Annotated in this window: 18 protein-coding genes; 3 read left to right on the top strand and 15 right to left on the bottom strand. The window is 40.7% G+C overall.

Going from position 1 to position 17,457, the window contains the following annotated elements; translation table 11 throughout:
* Positions 1 to 134: 134 nt before the first annotated feature.
* The gene (gene pdhA / locus ACFQV5_RS14190; protein WP_379248271.1) at positions 135 to 1,202 is read right to left on the bottom strand and encodes a pyruvate dehydrogenase (acetyl-transferring) E1 component subunit alpha; all 1,068 of its coding nucleotides are present in this window, start codon (positions 1,200 to 1,202) and stop codon (positions 135 to 137) included.
* A 253-nt stretch (positions 1,203 to 1,455) separates the two neighbouring features.
* Here pdhA and ACFQV5_RS14185 point away from each other — a divergent pair, with 253 nt between their 5' ends.
* Positions 1,456 to 2,187, top strand: coding sequence for an alpha/beta hydrolase (locus tag ACFQV5_RS14185; protein ID WP_379248270.1), 732 nt, complete (start codon positions 1,456 to 1,458; stop codon positions 2,185 to 2,187).
* A 154-nt stretch (positions 2,188 to 2,341) separates the two neighbouring features.
* Here ACFQV5_RS14185 and ACFQV5_RS14180 read toward each other — a convergent pair whose 3' ends face one another.
* On the bottom strand, positions 2,342 to 2,806 hold the full coding sequence (locus ACFQV5_RS14180) for a low molecular weight protein-tyrosine-phosphatase (protein WP_379247877.1): 465 nt from the start codon (positions 2,804 to 2,806) through the stop codon (positions 2,342 to 2,344).
* A 62-nt stretch (positions 2,807 to 2,868) separates the two neighbouring features.
* Positions 2,869 to 3,510 carry a trimeric intracellular cation channel family protein gene (locus tag ACFQV5_RS14175; protein WP_379248269.1) on the bottom strand — a complete coding sequence of 214 codons (642 nt, stop codon included), beginning with the start codon at positions 3,508 to 3,510 and terminating at the stop codon, positions 2,869 to 2,871.
* Between the two features lie 133 nt (positions 3,511 to 3,643).
* Here ACFQV5_RS14175 and ACFQV5_RS14170 point away from each other — a divergent pair, with 133 nt between their 5' ends.
* Positions 3,644 to 4,288, top strand: coding sequence for a thiamine diphosphokinase (locus ACFQV5_RS14170; protein ID WP_379247875.1), 645 nt, complete (start codon positions 3,644 to 3,646; stop codon positions 4,286 to 4,288).
* A gap of 259 nt (positions 4,289 to 4,547) precedes the next feature.
* The gene (locus tag ACFQV5_RS14165) at positions 4,548 to 5,060 is read left to right on the top strand and encodes a C40 family peptidase (RefSeq protein ID WP_379247873.1); all 513 of its coding nucleotides are present in this window, start codon (positions 4,548 to 4,550) and stop codon (positions 5,058 to 5,060) included.
* Between the two features lie 41 nt (positions 5,061 to 5,101).
* Here ACFQV5_RS14165 and ACFQV5_RS14160 read toward each other — a convergent pair whose 3' ends face one another.
* From ACFQV5_RS14160 to ACFQV5_RS14105, 12 genes are all read right to left on the bottom strand, one after another.
* Positions 5,102 to 5,743, bottom strand: a complete 642-nt coding sequence (locus tag ACFQV5_RS14160; RefSeq protein ID WP_379247871.1) for a class I SAM-dependent methyltransferase — start codon at positions 5,741 to 5,743, stop codon at positions 5,102 to 5,104.
* Between the two features lie 116 nt (positions 5,744 to 5,859).
* Positions 5,860 to 6,555, bottom strand: coding sequence for a winged helix-turn-helix transcriptional regulator (locus tag ACFQV5_RS14155; protein ID WP_379247869.1), 696 nt, complete (start codon positions 6,553 to 6,555; stop codon positions 5,860 to 5,862).
* 149 nt (positions 6,556 to 6,704) lie between these two features.
* On the bottom strand, positions 6,705 to 7,742 hold the full coding sequence (locus tag ACFQV5_RS14150; RefSeq protein ID WP_379247867.1) for a ThiF family adenylyltransferase: 1,038 nt from the start codon (positions 7,740 to 7,742) through the stop codon (positions 6,705 to 6,707).
* A gap of 69 nt (positions 7,743 to 7,811) precedes the next feature.
* Complete coding sequence (locus tag ACFQV5_RS14145; RefSeq protein ID WP_379247865.1) at positions 7,812 to 9,362, bottom strand: ABC-F family ATP-binding cassette domain-containing protein; 1,551 nt, start codon at positions 9,360 to 9,362, stop codon at positions 7,812 to 7,814.
* A 113-nt stretch (positions 9,363 to 9,475) separates the two neighbouring features.
* Entirely contained in the window at positions 9,476 to 10,468 is a 993-nt protein-coding gene (locus tag ACFQV5_RS14140; RefSeq protein WP_379247863.1) for a hypothetical protein, read from the bottom strand.
* Positions 10,455 to 11,009 (bottom strand): hypothetical protein, encoded by a 555-nt coding sequence (locus tag ACFQV5_RS14135; protein WP_379247861.1) that lies wholly within the window; start codon positions 11,007 to 11,009, stop codon positions 10,455 to 10,457. The genes ACFQV5_RS14140 and ACFQV5_RS14135 overlap by 14 nt, the downstream gene beginning before the upstream one ends.
* A gap of 4 nt (positions 11,010 to 11,013) precedes the next feature.
* Positions 11,014 to 11,415, bottom strand: coding sequence for a hypothetical protein (locus ACFQV5_RS14130; protein ID WP_379247859.1), 402 nt, complete (start codon positions 11,413 to 11,415; stop codon positions 11,014 to 11,016).
* A 25-nt stretch (positions 11,416 to 11,440) separates the two neighbouring features.
* The gene (locus tag ACFQV5_RS14125) at positions 11,441 to 11,899 is read right to left on the bottom strand and encodes an ABC transporter permease (protein ID WP_379247857.1); all 459 of its coding nucleotides are present in this window, start codon (positions 11,897 to 11,899) and stop codon (positions 11,441 to 11,443) included.
* 43 nt (positions 11,900 to 11,942) lie between these two features.
* Positions 11,943 to 14,009 (bottom strand): hypothetical protein, encoded by a 2,067-nt coding sequence (locus tag ACFQV5_RS14120; RefSeq protein WP_379247855.1) that lies wholly within the window; start codon positions 14,007 to 14,009, stop codon positions 11,943 to 11,945.
* Positions 14,006 to 15,901: an ATPase, T2SS/T4P/T4SS family gene (locus tag ACFQV5_RS14115; protein ID WP_379247853.1), complete on the bottom strand. Its 1,896-nt coding sequence runs from the start codon at positions 15,899 to 15,901 to the stop codon at positions 14,006 to 14,008. Before ACFQV5_RS14115 ends, ACFQV5_RS14120 begins: the two co-directional genes overlap by 4 nt.
* Positions 15,902 to 16,738 (bottom strand): CpaE/TadZ family protein, encoded by an 837-nt coding sequence (locus tag ACFQV5_RS14110; protein ID WP_379247851.1) that lies wholly within the window; start codon positions 16,736 to 16,738, stop codon positions 15,902 to 15,904. It abuts the gene before it with no gap.
* On the bottom strand, positions 16,735 to 17,442 hold the full coding sequence (locus ACFQV5_RS14105; RefSeq protein ID WP_379247849.1) for a hypothetical protein: 708 nt from the start codon (positions 17,440 to 17,442) through the stop codon (positions 16,735 to 16,737). Before ACFQV5_RS14105 ends, ACFQV5_RS14110 begins: the two co-directional genes overlap by 4 nt.
* Positions 17,443 to 17,457: the final 15 nt, after the last annotated feature.

The raw sequence follows: 17,457 nt of genomic DNA, 5'->3' as shown, positions 1-17,457 counted from the left end.
CAGATCCAATATGCTTGGCTGTTAAACCGTATCATTTATCGAAAGCAATCCTTCCATGCTATACCCGCAGTGAACCACCTTCTTCTATAATAGAACAAGTTCAGGTTATCACTCGCGGCAAAAGGAACCGATTCTTATTGGAAATCGGCTTTTTGCTCTTCAAGATGTTTAGGTGTTTGCTCGAACATGCTGTCAATCAGACCAGGAACAGTCATCTTTTCAGTCTGCTCAGCTTTCTTAATTTGCTCGTTGACTTTCGCTTTCGCTTCGTCTTTAACACGAGCTGTATCTTCATCTGTCCAAAGACCTTTTTTCTCGAGGTACTTCGCAAGACGGGCAATAGGATCTTTCTCGTTCCATTGACCTTCTTCTTCTTTAGTACGATATTTCGTAGCATCATCCGACAAGGAGTGTGGACGGAAACGATAAGTTACAGCCTCGATCAATGTTGCGCCTTCTCCATTACGTCCGCGCTCAGCTGCATCCTGAACTGCTTTAATAACAGCCAGAACGTCCATACCATCAACTTTAACACCTTTGATACCCGCTGCAACCGCTTTGTGAGCGATGGAAAGAGCAGCAGTTTGTTTAGCAAATGGAGTTGTAATAGCATAGCCATTGTTTTGTACAAAGAAGATAACAGGCAACTTGTAAACACCAGCAAAGTTCAGACCTTCGTAGAAGTCACCTTCAGACGAACCGCCGTCACCTGTGTAAGTGATAACAACTTGTTTTTGTTTTTTGAGTTTATAACCCATAGCAATACCCATCGCATGCAAAATTTGTGCACCGATGATAATTTGAGGCATTAATACATTAACGCCATCCGGAATTTGACCACCATGTTGATGTCCACGGGAGTACAAGAATGCTTGATAAAGCGGAAGACCGTGCCATACGATTTGTGGCATGTCGCGGTAACCTGGGCAAATAAAGTCTTCTTTTTCCAATGCAAATTCGCTACCAACCATTGTTGCTTCTTGACCAGATACTGGCGCGTAAAAACCGAGACGTCCTTGACGGCCGAGGTTAACGGCACGATCGTCCCAAGTACGTGTAAACACCATACGATACATAATTTCTTTCAATTGATCATCAGTTAATTTCGGCAGAAGATCTTCATTAACAATTTCGCCGTCCGGGGAAAGTACAGATAGTGTTGCAACTTCCTCGGTATATACTTCATAAGGAACCTTGGTCATTTTTTTCACCTCAATAAATATTTGAATATCAAGTTCCGCTGTTATAGAATTATTATACACCTGTTTTACTCCAAACGTCAAAGAAATACTAGATAAATTTCATATTTCTTTATTTTTGTATGTATAACAGCGTTCGAATAATTGTATAACAGTGTGACAATTCTAACACTACAGCAGTATCTTAAGGACAACAGATTAATCTTATCCTATTGTTACATGCTTTTCAAAACTATCCATCGAAAGGTGACGAATGATGACAGATGCACGTTTGTTAAAACGAACAATAGTTAAAGAAGAAATACGTAGCAGCCATTTAAAGGAGAATCGCACCCTGCGCATTTACCTCCCACCTGGTTATAACGAAATTCTCAGTTATCCCGTTGTGTATTGTCAGGACGGAGAAGAATTTTTTAACTTTGGGCGAATTGCCACCTGGGCCAACCAACTTATATTAGAAGAAGGTGTTGAACCTTTTATCATTGTTGGCGTTGAAGTGGATACCAAAGTCCGTACTGAAGAGTATGCCCCATTTGGAAACCGGTTCGATGCTTATCTGGCATGTTTCGCTGAAGAAATTATTCCCTTTATCGAGAATAAGTATCCCGTCCGCCGCGATCCATCTGATCGTGTGTTAGCTGGAGACTCGCTTGGGGGCAGTGTTTCGGTCCATTTAGCACTTCGTTATCCCGAGTTGTTCACAAGAATTATTTGCATGTCCGGAGCTTTCTACGATCAGTCCCAACATATCATTGCTCTTGAAACAGACTTATCGTGGCTAAATATCTTCATGATCGTTGGTTTACAAGAGGACAACTTCACAACAGATACTGGTGTTTATAATTTTGTCGAATTAAATCGTTCGGCAAAAAAGCTGTTTGAAGAACGAGACGCCAAAGTTCATTATGAAGAGAAAGATGGACGCCATCTTTGGGGCTTTTGGCAGAAGGAGCTTCCAGCTGCACTAATGTATTTCTTCCAGCCTTAATGCATACACCTGCAAAAAAAGATGAACAATCGCGCATTTTTTATGGAATGTGCTTTGTTCATCTTTTTTATTTCAATCATCAGCCATCAATGCACGCGCTTACATCTAGTTTCAAAAAGATAAGCGGTCGTATCCTTCCGCTTGTCCGAATAGATTATAACTTTTCTCTAACGATCCTGTCCAGCAGTACATCACAACCGGAGTCAATCAATCGATATACTTCTTCAAAATTCCCAGTAAAATACGGATCCGGCACCTCACGTAATTGCTCGTCAGGAAGCAGGTCCATAAATTTAATGATAGTAGCCTCTTCTCCACCAGGGACCTTACGGAGATTATCAACATTCGAATCATCCATCGCTACCATATAGTCAAAATCGGAAAAATCCCGACTATCCACTTGTCTGGCTGTCATCCCTTCATAACTGATACGCCAATTGTCGAGCAATTTACGTGTACCCTCATGAGGAACACTTCCTACATGCCAATCCCCTGTACCTGCAGAATCCACCTTTATCTTTTCACTTAAACCTCTTTGAACAATTTTAGATCTCAGAACAGCTTCGGCCATAGGGGACCGACAAATGTTACCTAAACAAACAAATAAAACGGAAATCATCCGATTTCATTCCTTTCTAGACCGATTATCATCTTACCAAAAGATATCATACTCTATTTTTCTTATAAGGGCAGATTCTTCTCTGTATTCATTGGGGAAGAAGTACCAATGGAACGTCTCGGAAGGCGCCACTTATAATGTACTGAGAGCATCCTAAACAACACAACGACGACAAATAACGTCAGAAGTTGCCAAGTCTTTTGGGTAACTCCTAGTCCGATCACAGCTCCTGCAGCCATTGCCCATACCGCGTAAATTTCATCACGGAGAACAAGCGGCTTTCGACCTGCAAGCAAATCACGTATGACACCACCACCGATACCTGTTAATGCTGCAGCGACAATTACTGCAATTAGTGGATGATTCATTTGTGTAGCATAAATTCCACCTTGTACAGCAAATGCTGATAAACCGATCGCATCAAAAAAAGCCTCTGTCCTTTTCCAGTGTTTTATCCATGCCATTGGAAGGACAAAAGCAACACAAACAGAGACGATGGCAAGCATAATCAAGTCACCTTGACTCCAAAGTGTCGTTACCGGGACACCGATGAGAACATTCCTGACTACTCCACCACCAAATGCAGTTACAAGTCCAAGGACCATTATACCTAGGATATCATACTCTTCTTCCATGGCAACAAAAGCTCCAGACATCGCAAAGGCAACCGTACCAATAATACTTAACAACTCAAACACGTGCATGTCCAAATGCCTTTCCCCCGCTTCACATCATTTGCTTATCCCATTTTATCCATGTGTGACGAAATTGTGCAAGCACAAAAACTGATCTATACTGATATAAATTGACAAACTTCAACACAAAGGTGGCTAGAGGATGAAACCAAATCGTATTTTGATCTTTACAGGTGGAAGTCTATCAATGAAATCATTAGAAATGATTAAAGAAGATGATTATATTATCGGCGCGGATCGCGGAGCTTTATTTCTAATTGAGAATGGAATTACACCTCACATCTCTGTAGGTGATTTTGACTCTATTAAACCAGAACAACTTGAAGTCGTCACTTCAATGAGTAAGAAAATTGTCAAATGTGATCCGATTGACAAGAATCTAACAGACACAGAGCTCGCCTTCGATGTGGCATTAGATCAAAGTCCGACAGAAATTATATTACTAGGCGGGACGGGCACACGTTTGGACCATACTCTTGCCAATGTGCATATGTTACTTCGTGGAGTACAGCATCATGTTCGTTGTTCTATGTTGGACGAGCATAATCATATTTCATTAACTGGTTCGATCTGTGAAGTTGAAGACCTAGGATTTACTTACGTATCTCTTTTACCCCTCACGCCGGAGGTAACAGGCATTGAATTAGAGGGATTTCAATACCCTCTTCACAACGCAACATTAAAACTTGGACAATCCCTGGGTATTAGCAACCGACTCTCTGGAAGCAAAGGAACCGTTAAAGTCGAAGGTGGTTTACTATTAGTTATTCAGAGTAAAGATGAATGATTGTAACTTTATTGTTATCTTTAAAAACCGAATAAAAACAGCGAAAAACCCTTGATAATCAAGGGTTTTTCTTCATTCCCGACAATAATACAGATTAAATTATTACTCTTTTGTAACTTTTAATGTTTTTTTAATAATTCGCTTTCATTCCTTATCTGACGTGGATTATATCCAATTTTCCAAAAATTCGGGTGGTTTCAAATCTGTTATACTCGGATCAAGCGATAAACAAAAACGATTTTCTTGGAGGTCATACATCATGAATAAACAAACTTTTATCAAGAAAGCCGCGATCATCAGCATTAGTGCAGCTATGGGACTGGGAACACTTTTGGCCGTAGCACCAACTCCACAAGCTGAAGCAGCTACTGCCAGCACTTACGCTGTATCTAAAGGACAACAAGTTGTCAATTTCGGTAAAAAATATTTGGGAACACCATATAAATTCGGAGCTTCCACTAGTACGACTAAAGTATTTGATTGCTCCTCTTTCACGAAGCATATTTTTAAACAGTTTGGTGTGAATCTGCCACGTACTTCTGCACAACAATCCAAAGTAGGGGTAGCTGTATCGAAATCTAACCTGAAGCCTGGCGATCTCGTGTTCTTCTCCAGCGGTAGTCGTGCGAATGGTAAAAATGTAACTCACGTCGCTGTATATGCTGGTAACGGTAAAATCCTTCATACGTATGGTAAACCAGGCGTAACGATCTCTAACCTGAATTCCGGAACGTGGAAAAAGACTTACCTGAAAGCTCGCCGCGTATTGTAGTTCTCAACTCGATAAAATAAGCTGACTCTGTTATTACAGGGTCAGCTTATTTTATTGTTATCACTTGTAGTTTTAACGATTATAATTTTTCGATACATGCCATTCCACATGATTGGTATATCCTCTTCAAGTTCCACACCTTGATTGTTATTTAAATATATATGCTCGAAACTTCGGCCAATATCTGTTCCTAGCGCACTGATTATCGGTCTTATCATAGATTTGAATAACGAGAGCTTTTTATTAACGGGAGCAAATTTATCAAATATTATGATTTTGCCGTTCTCTTTTAATACCCTCTTCATCTCAACAAAACATTTGTCAGGGTCAGGAACAACGGAAAGAATTAAACTTGCTACGACATAGTCGAAGGATTCGTTCTCAAAAACCATGTTTTGAGCATCCATTTCTATAAAAGTAATCGTAGAATCTTTGAATTTCCCTCGAGCTTTCTCCAACATATCAGGAGAGTAATCGATTGCAGTGAGATCAAGATTTGAATGATCAACTAATTCTAAATCCGCACCCGTCCCTACACCTACAAATAGAATTTTCTGATTAGAGCTGAAATTCATGTTCTTAAATATTTGCTGACGGGCTTTTAAAAAACTTCCTGAATTAAAAAAGGTATCATATAGAGGTGATCCCAACTTATAAATAATTTTATTCCATAAATTATTCACGATCCTCCGCCCTCTCCCCATATTTAAACAAGGGCATAGAAAATACCCCCTATATGATAACATCGGCTAAACCTTAAGTTTATTCCAGGATATCATGCTAGGGGGTAAAATTCTTTCTAAGTTTCATCCGCAGAAGTTTTAAGCATATATCCTGCGCCACGAATCGTACGAATCATTTTCCGTTTTCGTCCTTTATCTACCTTTTCACGCAAGTGGAGGATGTATACATCTACCACATTGGTGCCTGTGTCAAAGTCATAATCCCACACATGACTCAAGATATCTTCCCGAGAACATACTTGATTCACCCTCTTGGATAAATATAATAACAGATCATATTCACGCTGGGTTAAATCAATCGGTTTATCTTCTCTAACAACCTGTCTGCTAAGTGGATCAATCATTAAATCGTCGAGTTCGATTTTTTGGTTTCGTTGTTCATTGCCATAATTAAATAACACTAATAGATTATTTACCCTTGCTAACCATTCCCGATCATCCATCGTATCAGAGATATAATCGTTAGCACCCGCTTCAAGAGCTGCTGCCGCTTCTTCCGATCCGTCATGTCCCAGTACCATAACCGGCAAACGCTGCTCCCCTTTCTGTACTCTGCGAACAAAATCAAAATCTTGCATTCCAGACAATTTACTGTCTACAATGACCATAATTATATTCATTTGTTGTACAAGGGTTAGGGCTAAAGATAAATGATCTGCTATATGAACCGAATAACCTGACGATTCGAGTTTCGCTTTAATTCTACTCGCTGAATCAACTTCAGTAACTGCTAAAAGAATCGATCCATCCAAAAGGGTTCCCCCTATTCAACTTCTATAATAAACGTCTCCTGAGTGCATTTATTGGATTAACATACGTTAACATCTCTGCCTGTTAGCTTGCCTCAAAAGAAAAACATCCATTCCCCAATACGGAAATGGATGTGATCTGCTGGATTATTTTATCCCATATATCGATAATACAGGTTCTTCGCCTCCATCAGGTCGGAGGTACCATGAATCAAAGCCCTCCCATCCGCAAAGAACACAAGTCGATGTTGACTCATCTCAAATATAACCATGAAAGGATTCAAGGATGTCTTTCCTTCAGGAAGGTCTCCTAAGCGCTCTGCCATCATCTCGAGATCTAACTTTACTTTCCGACCAGGCCTGATCTGAATCGTGTCTCTACCGCACAACACTTCTCCTTTTGTATTATTTATCGCTGATAAAAAAGGATATACTGGATGAGTACCGCACGATAAACAATCGCTTTTCCGCGCAGAGTCAAGTTTTGTTTCAATCGATTCATTCCTCCATAAATCAAAAGAAAGCAGTTTCTTACGAAGTGCGTTTGTTTGGCCGGACAGTAGCTTCATCGCTTCCATCGTCTGATGAGAAGCAACGATTTGAACTGCTTGAGGAAGTATCCCCGCTGTATCACATGTATCTCCGCCTAAAGGAACCGATCCGAGTAGACAATGAAGACATGGTGTCTCGCCCGGAATAAAGGTATATGTCATACCTGTACTGCCCACACACCCACCATAAATCCATGGTATGTTCATCTTCTGCGATATATCGTTTATGATGAGACGAGTATCAAAATTATCCGTAGCATCCATAATGAGGTCACAGCCTTGAGCAAGTTCTGCAAGCTCCTCCGCACGGACATCCATAACATGGGATTCAATCCGCACTTCTGAATTTATAGATTGCAACCTCATACGTGCTGCTTCAGCTTTAGGGAGATGTTTCAGTGCATCTTGTTCTGTATATAATTGCTGACGCTGTAGATTGCTCCATTCCACATAATCCCGATCCGTGATCGTTATCCGGCCAACTCCAGCTCGAACTAAGGTTTCTGCAATCGCGCTTCCAAGTGCACCCGCTCCAACGATAAGCACATGACTTCGTCCAAGTGCATCTTGACCATCTGCTCCAAAAGGTACAAAGCGCACTTGTCTAGAATAACGACTATTCCGTTGTTCCTCCAACATCTCCTTCTCTCCTTTACTTGTTTTTGTCCATTTGAAGAAGCCACTCCAAGGAGTGGCTTTTAAGTATGATTATGACTGATGGGACCAGTCTTCCACATTCCAAATCTTTGTTACCCAGTCTTCGTAAAAGTCTGGTTCATGGGATACCAGCAGAACGGTGCCTTTATATTCTTTCAGCGCTCGTTTCAACTCTGCTTTAGCGACTACATCCAAGTGATTGGTTGGTTCATCAAAGAGGACCCAATTGCTCTCACGCATGAGGAGTTTACATAATCGAACTTTAGCCTGTTCGCCACCGCTCAGCGCTTTCAGTGGTCTAGTAATATGCTCGTTCTTCAGACCACATCTTGCCAAGTGTGCACGCACCTCATGTTGATTCAAGTGCGGATACTCATTCCACACATCATCAATTGGAGTTAAATTCCCAGCTCTTACTTCTTGTTCGAAATAAGCCGGGAATAAGAAGTCACCCTGATAAGTCTTACCACTGTACGGATCTATTTTTCCTAAGATCGTTTTAAGCAGCGTTGATTTACCTACTCCATTGCATCCAACGATAGCAATTTTCTCACCACGCTCAATGGTAATTGACATCTTTGGCAACAACGGACGATCATACCCAATTTCAAAATCGATACCTTCAAATATTGTTTTACCGCTCGTACGGGCTTCTTTAAAGTTAAAGGTAGGCTTAGCCGCTTCTTCGGGACGATCGATACGTTCCATTCGTTCCAATTGTTTCTCTCGGCTCTTCGCCCGACTAGAAGTGGAATAACGTGCCTTATTTCGTTGAATGAAATCCTCTTGTTTTTTGATGAATTCCTGTTGTTTCTCATAGGCTTCAATATGCTGATTCTTATTAATGTCAGCCATCTCTAGGAATTTCTCATAATTCGCAGTGTAACGTGTTAGCTTGGCAAATTCAAGATGATAAATAACGTCTACGACTTGATTCATAAATTCAGTATCATGTGATATGAGCATAAATGCATAAGGATACTGCTTCAAATACTGTGTAAGCCACTCAATATGCTCTACATCCAGATAGTTCGTTGGCTCATCCAGAAGCAAAACCGTAGGTTTTTCAAGTAGAAGCTTAGCCAATAAAACTTTCGTACGTTGTCCTCCACTGAGTGTAGCTACATCACGATCAAGACCAATGACGGACAGACCTAAACCGTTGGCCATTTCTTCAACTTTAACGTCGATTAAATAGAAATCACCGATCTCGAGTTGCTCTTGAATATCGCCCATTTGTTCCAGTAGAACCTCAAGCTCCTCTGGAGAAGCTTCTGCCATCTTTTCTGTGATGGTCATCATTTCTTCTTCAAGCTTAAGCAAAGGAAGAAATGCATCCTTTAGAACATCACGAATCGTTTTACCCGGTGTCAGCTTTGTATGCTGATCCAAATATCCATAACGAACTTTAGGCGTCCATTCCACTTTACCACTATCACCAAGAAGCTGACCCGTCAAAATATTCATCAATGTCGATTTACCAACACCATTAGCTCCAACAAGACCAACATGCTCTCCTGCAAGTAACCGGAAGGACACGTCTTTAAATAACGTTCTGTCTCCAAAGTTATGGGTAACATTCTCTACAGTCAATAAACTCATATTTATGGTAACCCCTGTCTATATATAAACTCATTTCTTGTTAAAGCATGATCACAGTCAAGAATTTATTGTAGCACAGTCACCATATAAGTCGAAACCTTTACTTGTAGAGTTTATTTCACATCCTCGTTATAACAGACCTTCTCCCTGTATCCGGATGCAGCAGCTTCTCTCCGGCTATTAAATACTTCGTGCACTTCATAAGGAAATGAACAAGTGTCCCTATAATAGTATTTATTCCCCGTACCTGCTTCCACACCTCCGTTATACACAGGTGTCTTTATTAACCTTCCGCCACCCAAGGAATAATTGTTATAGAATCGATCTCCGATAGGAATGCCTTGAACAAAAGCCATTAACCCAATATCGTTAATCGTATTATTCCATTCTTCCTGAGCAATTAAAGGTAAGGAGAAGCGATAAGAAATACCGTTTCTCATGGCTAAAGTATTATGCCGTTTAATAAAGTAAGCCAAATCATCTTGTATGGAATTCACTATAGTAATTCGCCTAATTTCTTCAAAAGTATTACTGTTGTCTAGAAGTGGCACTCCTGTTTTCCCTACAAGTTCAGACTGAAACCCGGAATACCAAAGCTTGCTAGTACCATTGTATATCTCAACTTGATTGTCTAAGGTAAAATGAATACTATTCCCATTTCCATCCGAATACCCATAAGGAATTTTAGGACTCCATGCATGACTCATAGATTCTTCTCCGTCAGCCCCAGTATAGGTTTGCATCGAATAAATGTAGTAACCATCATAATCCACTACAACTAAAGCAGGAATATACCACCACAAAGCTGCTTGTGCATGAACATCATCCTCTATTCCCATATTGATATACATTGTGTTTGAAAAGGTGCTGAGTGCCCCCTCCTTATCCGCACGAAACTTCTTAAACGATACATATCCTGCTTCTTCTGCCTGTGTCTCGTTTATGTTTAACATTTCCCCACCATCTTGGACTGCGGCTCGTAAACCTGCAGAATATTTCATTTCCACAAAAGCGGCCTCCGATATATTCTCAGTGTGTATGCTAATCAGAAGAAAGAAAGGAAAGAACACCGCTGTAAATACAATGGCTAGATCAGTAATCCTCATTCAATACCATCCCTCCATACGGAAAAGCAATGGCAGGTTTGTCTCCGGAATTCGATAGAGTCAGTGCATCAAACAATAATATTCCTGATGTCTGATTACGACTTTTTATCTTCACTTGAAAAAAATCACCTGCCGTTAGCTTATACATTCGGCGCTGGTCCTCTAGCGATATTGCAGACTCCGGAAATAGATATGCTAATATATCATTCTCATAATATGCATCATAAATTACCGAATATCGGTCCTGAAATGTCCGTGGATCAGCAGGATCCAGATATATAGGCTCATATTTTTTATGACGATGCTCCATCTCGATTTCATACAGATTCCCCGTTACATCCAGCTCCTGCATAAAATCCATATACATCTGCGGAGATACAAAGCCTTTCAACCGAACACTGTCCACGAACTTAGTCACTGCCTGATGTACAAGCATTCTTGATAGATCATCCTGCCTCCGTGCACTTTCTCCAGCTGGAACCATATATAAGAGAAGGACAGACAGAAAGGCTGCAAAGATTTTTGAAACTGAATTTGACATCCTCCTACCTCACTTTGTAGTTCTGTACACGGACTACCTCTCCATGAGCATCATATAAGTAATGAGCTTGATATTTGGCATCCAATTGAATGATAGAGAGATCACTTGTTTCAGGATTCATGCCGGAAGAAAAAGAAACGCCATCAACTAACATTTCATACTTCCCCTGCTGTACATCCCGAAGCATAAACAGCACCTCACTGCCTTTGAATGATATTACATCTTCATGGATATCACTGCTTAGACCAATAGTCGTAGTAACTGAATTGTTTTCTTGAACCCTTCGATGAACTGATTCTAACCCGGCATCGATCTCAGATTGCATGGAATAGGTCAACCAGCAGGCTCCGATGAACAGAGTAAAAGCTATCGTCACTTCAATCATCGATATTGTTTGATCTCTCATATCCTTACCTCTGTTTCTTGAGATGTTACTGGACGAAAATAATCCCCCGAATTACATTTGAATCATCTTTAACAATAGTCGCGCTAAATTTACCACTTGGATTCACATACTGCGTGCTTTTTTCATTTAATGTTTCAGAAATATTACCTTGCCGAGAATCAGGGTGTTCAACCGCCCCTTTTGTATTCAAGACATTTCCATACCACTGACCTCCTGGATTCTTACCTGTTTGGACTAATATTCCGAACTGATCCTTATCCTTGTATTTTCGAAGAGCGTTGGTCACTTGCGAGCCACTGATCGTAGTACCGTCATAAACAGTAAATGCGGCTTGGGATAACTCTGTCTGAATGTCCGAGAAGTTGTTCTGAGCCGTCTTAGTCGCCTCCTGAGCGGATATAAACAAAATCACGACTATCGTAATCAAAGCAATCGTTAAAAAAATTCCTGCAGCTACCTTTAATGCAGATGATGCATTATTCATATTAAATAACCTCCCTGTCCCTCATAGAGACTTATTAGTATCATTACAATCTTTGAATTTGCTCATAATATGCATTCATTTGTGTGAAACTCATACCGATGAGTGGTATGACAAGATACATAAAAATAAGAGCATACATCGGTGCAAAACCAATCAACCTTCCCCATGACGCTTTTGTATCAATCATCCGTTCATATTCTTGTTTTCGCTGCTCAAATATAAACGTCATTTCGCCTTCCAGGTCATCAAAAACATCCCTGATCGGAACCTTATCCACCGCTAACAACAGCTTGTCCACTAAACGCTGAAATTCCGGAAACCAGATGTCGTCTTTAAGTTCAAGAAGCGCAAGTTCAGCGCCATGCTCGTAATGTAGTAGGCTTTTCTGGATGGGCACTTTAAACATGACCGCAAAACGATTCAGCCACTCTAAAATTCCCTCGACGGAGATACGTTCCATTCCCCTTAAGATCGATATAACCGTTTGAAATTGGTAAACTTCATGCTTCATTTCCAATCCTCTTACTTTTCGATGAAACTTTAATGACCACAGCGGAAAATAAAACGCTATCCACGCGACCAACATGGCTAACAATAGTTCCCACCATTTTATATATTCATTGTTATATCGCTGAAGCTTATTCCATACTCGCTCTGCCGTTAATGTCAGCTGCTCTTCAGTCAAATTACCGTCATGAACCGCTTTAACCGATTCCCTAGCTTGTTCTACTGAAATATTCGATGATCGATTCATATAATCCATTGCCGCTCTATCCGTTTCAGATCTTTTGTACGCTTCTTTTTCCTCGTATTCACTCATTTTGCCGAACAAAGATATTTCCGACACAGGCCCATATAATAATTGATATCTAGAATTGTGATGCAGGTATAGACATGTCATCATTACAATCAAAAATGTCATTATGACTATAACGAAGCGCCGAACATAAAACCATTCCAGCTTCAAACGGGTATTGCTTTCCTTTAGTAGCCTAATCCGTGAATCATACTTCGGCGTACCGGCCATCGGAAGCAGTACATTCACAAAAATGCGCACGAACTTGACCCTGTATAGTAGTTCCTCCCACGGGGGCTTCTCAAAACCTGAACGATACTCGGATTCACTGTTATATTGAAGTTTTTGCAAAAGTGAATAAGCGACAATAATAACCACATAGATGGATAGTTTGGTCAAAAAGCCTAACTTACTCATATAAAACTCATCCATTGACGGAAAACTTCCACGTGCCCAGTTCTCAATCGGTTTAGTGAAAAAAACAGGTGCAAGCGCAATAATGTTTAAGCCTTTTAGCAAGTAATCAAGCTTGTCTCTCCGTAATATTTCCAGATGAATTTCTTTAGTTAACCCACTCAGACCCTGTAAATAAATAGAGCTTTTCTTCTTAGCATGATCCCCGAACTCCATAACTAGATGTGATATCCCCGCGAAAGCTTTCAAATAACGGTTTGGTGCTGTCTCATAGTAGCGTTCCAGCTGCTCTTCAGGATCTTGTGAAGTTAATGCATTATAAATGCGATGAGCATGGATAGAGATTTCATGTCCCGCTGTTTCAGCTCCCTCATAGATTGATTCTTCCACCATGCCATGCTGCTGATAATGGTGCCTTACACTTGAGAACAGTTCAACCGATTGCAGTAGAATTTTCTTCTCTAATCTGTTCAGAAATACATCAATCATAAGATTATGGATCACGATTGCCGCTAACAGAGCAACGAAAATAAATCCAACATCCGCACTCATCCAGATCAATAAAACAGTCGTCATACCCACTGCCATAGTAATGGCAGCAATAATTTTCATCGTTTCATATCGAAGAGAAATTTCATCGTATGGATGAATAATAGATATTTTCTGACGCATTCGTTTCACATATGAAGAAAACAAAGGTAATTTTAAAGCGTGAATATATGCTGTTTGAAACCATTGTTTGTGCTTCACCCTGAGTTGCCCCGTACTAAATAGATCGGGTGCATCTGATAAATCTTCTTGTCTGCTTCGCTTTTGAATGAAAATAATAATGCCGTAAAGTCCAATAAATATCAGCAAGGAAACTACAAGTACAGCGATCAGTATTTCTTTTGTGGTCACGCCATCCCTCCCCAACACATGCTCATAAATGCCCGAAATGCGTCGATGTCTTGTGGCTGCATTTGTTCCTCCATCTCTCTCACACTATGTTCAGACAAAGGTTCACCTGCCAAATACTTACCGTCCCTGTATTCAACAACGTTTCGTGAAATAAAAGAAGACGGACGATTTTGTCTTCGGAAATGCTCGGCACTTAGCTCTGCATACTGACTTATCACTTCTTCTGTATCTTCTTTATTCAAGGGTGTTCGCCAAGTAGGGAAGGGTTCTATGTCACAAGGAACACATTCCGTTATTCGTTCAATGTACCGGTTACCGAATGAATCCCGTTTCAAATGAACATCAAAATTGATGACACTCACGACCTGTTGCTCAGCAATATCCTCTTGTCGGAACATCCCACTCTTCAATAAGGAATTGCGAAGTGACTGAACCAGGTCTTTAAACGTCTTAGCATGATGTGTAAAGATGGTGAACAGGCTTGCTACCTGCGACATCTGAATCATCCATGAAGCAACTTCATCACTTGCAACCTCTCCAAGAATGTTAACTGTTCCATCCGTTTTTTTCTGAAGATCTAGTCCATCTTGACCGCTAATATGCTCTGTTTCACGAAAGCTTAATATATTACGCCGACTGTATATTTTCCGCAGCTGAAGCTCAAAAGCCATCTCTTGCACTCGCAGTGTATAAGATGCATAGATATGTCTAACCATAGCCATTAACAACGTGGTCTTGCCTGAACCTTGCGCCCCCGTAATAGCCGTAATTCGGCTTCCCTTCATAAGAAATTGCAGTAAGGCTATAGGAATTTCAGAACCTTCTCCCGTAATAAGTTGCTCTAGCGTCGTATTATTCACATCAAATTTACGGACAAAGAATGCCCAAGACTCAGAGAAAGGAGGGCGAACAACTACAACCCGAGAACCATCTTTCATCTCATTCACCTTATACCCACTCGCTTCAGACAGTTGTCCGGGATGATTATATTTATATATGTTCTGGCATACTCTCTTTAACTCCTGAACATTTCCAAATGACAAGAATCCTAAATGTATCGATACTCCCCGATAAAAAATCCAGACACTTTCGCATTCCGAAACGGGTCTCTCTAAATTCGTCCAATGATCTGAAAAGAAACCCGCTCTAAGATTGTGAGTTGTAGAGTGGTCCAACATCCCACTTACCCCACCACTAACACCATCAATTCGTTGATCCCGAATTTCATCGATTACCGAGAACCCTTTATACTGCTGATAAATTCGTTGAACTACGATGTCTAATTTCTCATTGAATGTTAATGCACGAATTTCATTATCATAAATAAAGGCAATATCGTCAGCCACCACTGCATAAATTGCATCCTCTCCGTATCCTGGAATAATTCTTGGTTTAGACAGATTATAAGATTCCAAGAGTACGGATAAGGCTTCATCGTGATGTTGTTGTTTATATAAATAGAGAATGATCTCAAATTGATCCTGAGATGTTAAAGCTTCATGTTTCTCAAACGGGATCGCAACATTGATATTCTTCTCATTGAGCTTCAAACTTTTTACCAGGAGCTCTTTCAAAAATTGCTTAACATATTGTTTATCGAGCACATTTCCAGACACACAACCTTTTAACGCACGACGTAATTCACTTCTCTTACTTAAGCGTCGTCGGTACTCCTCTTCATGTAACCCTAGATCCGACAGTTGACTATGTGTCATTTGATGAAGTGTGTCTTTCACAAATTCCGTCATTGCCTGTATTGAATACTGATCAGGTCCATGCTGGGATGGCACGTCTCGTCTTCTTACACTCAACCAACGTATGTACAAAAAAATGCCACATAAAAGAATGATGAGTGCTATCCCTAGCGAATTGACGTATGAATTGGAAAGCATTCAAGCCCCCCTCTCTGAGTACCCAGCTGAAGGAAGACCAAGCTGTTCTACTGCAGCCAGAGAAGTACTTCGTAATGCTTGGTATAAAGGGCTCTCCCGCTTGCGATCCATTCCGCCTCTTCCCCTTTGAATACATGTCAATACCGTGCGCGTATTCCATGCGTCTGTTAACTGCGAACAATATGGAATCCCTTCTAGTATCCCCTTTACACCAAATCTGCGTTTTACATTTTGCACCGTACAGTGACTAGATCGATCATATCGACCAATGATCATACCTGACGGTTTCCCTTGAATGACATCCAATAATAGTTCATTCTCAAAGATCATTTCCAGAGACCTTAAATTTTGATTAATCCCAACTAGTATAAGATCTGCTGCATTCAAAATCGCTTGATCAACCGCATTCGGTGTTCCATTTCCGGCATCAGCGACAATAAGATCATATCCCCGAACAGCGGTTTCAATCACTTGGGTCATGAGGCAGGGCAGAGTCTCAACAGATTCAGATTTAGTTTCACGGCTCCCTCCTAGAAGATCCAGTCGTTCTGGAAGCAAAGAAGCAGTGTAGTCCCTAATATTCTCAGGCATTAATCTACCGCTAGAGGCAAGGCGATCCACAGCATTCATTCCGTGGTCTTGAAACGTCACTAAAGAATGATCAAGAGATTGGTTATGTAATGAATATGCTTGTTCAACACGTCCCCCACTCTCACCCCCATGAAGTAGAAGTGTTTTCAATTTAAACTCCATAGCCAGTACAACCGGCAAACTTGCTGCTAGTGCAGTTATACCGCTTCCACTTGGCAACGGACTCCATAATGCAATTGTTCTCATGCCCATCTCCTCTCAGTCTGCCGGAATGTACGCCTGATCTGACGATTCTCCATCTCGGTTAGTCGCTGAACCAGCTCTACAAGCGCTTTTTTGTAGCTTTTGGATAAAGGTTTAATTCGGAGCCTTCCTGTATGCTCATTCTCTATCTTTAATGCAAAAGCTAATTCATCCCAAGGAACTCTAACAGGTTCATCCATCCATCGTATGTGTGCATTCCCTAAATAACTTTCAATGTACTCATCGTCTGTCAAATCTTCGATAACGTTCAAATAAACGCGATGAAACTCGATCCCTCCCTGGTCTTTATAGGTCGTAGACAACTCTTTAAGCCAACTGGCTGCTTTCATCAGACCTGCAACTTCAAAACTGCTTACCCAGATTTTCGCATCCGCTCGATTCCAATCATCTGATTTTAGAAACGATTCCTTCTCAGCATCAATCATAAAGTAGTCGTATTCTCGCTCAGCTGTTCGCTCAAGATGATGTTTAACTTCTTCGTAATCTTTAAATCCGGTTGCTACATCAAATCCTGCAAATTCTGTTACAGACATACAAGGGTCTAATCTGCCTATGCAATGCGTGTATTTCCCTTCATATGCCGCATCGATCAAAAGAACTCTTTTGCCGGAATTCGTTAAAATTTTGCATAGATACATAAGTAGATCACTTTTATCGCAGATGCCTGCAAATATCCATGTCCTCATTGGTTTCACTCCTTA

This window comes from Paenibacillus sp. GCM10028914 (genome assembly GCF_042666275.1).
Lineage (GTDB): Bacteria > Bacillota > Bacilli > Paenibacillales > Paenibacillaceae > Paenibacillus_AQ.
The sequence above is the reverse complement of the archived record's forward strand: the minus strand, read 5'-3'. Positions and strand labels throughout refer to the sequence as shown.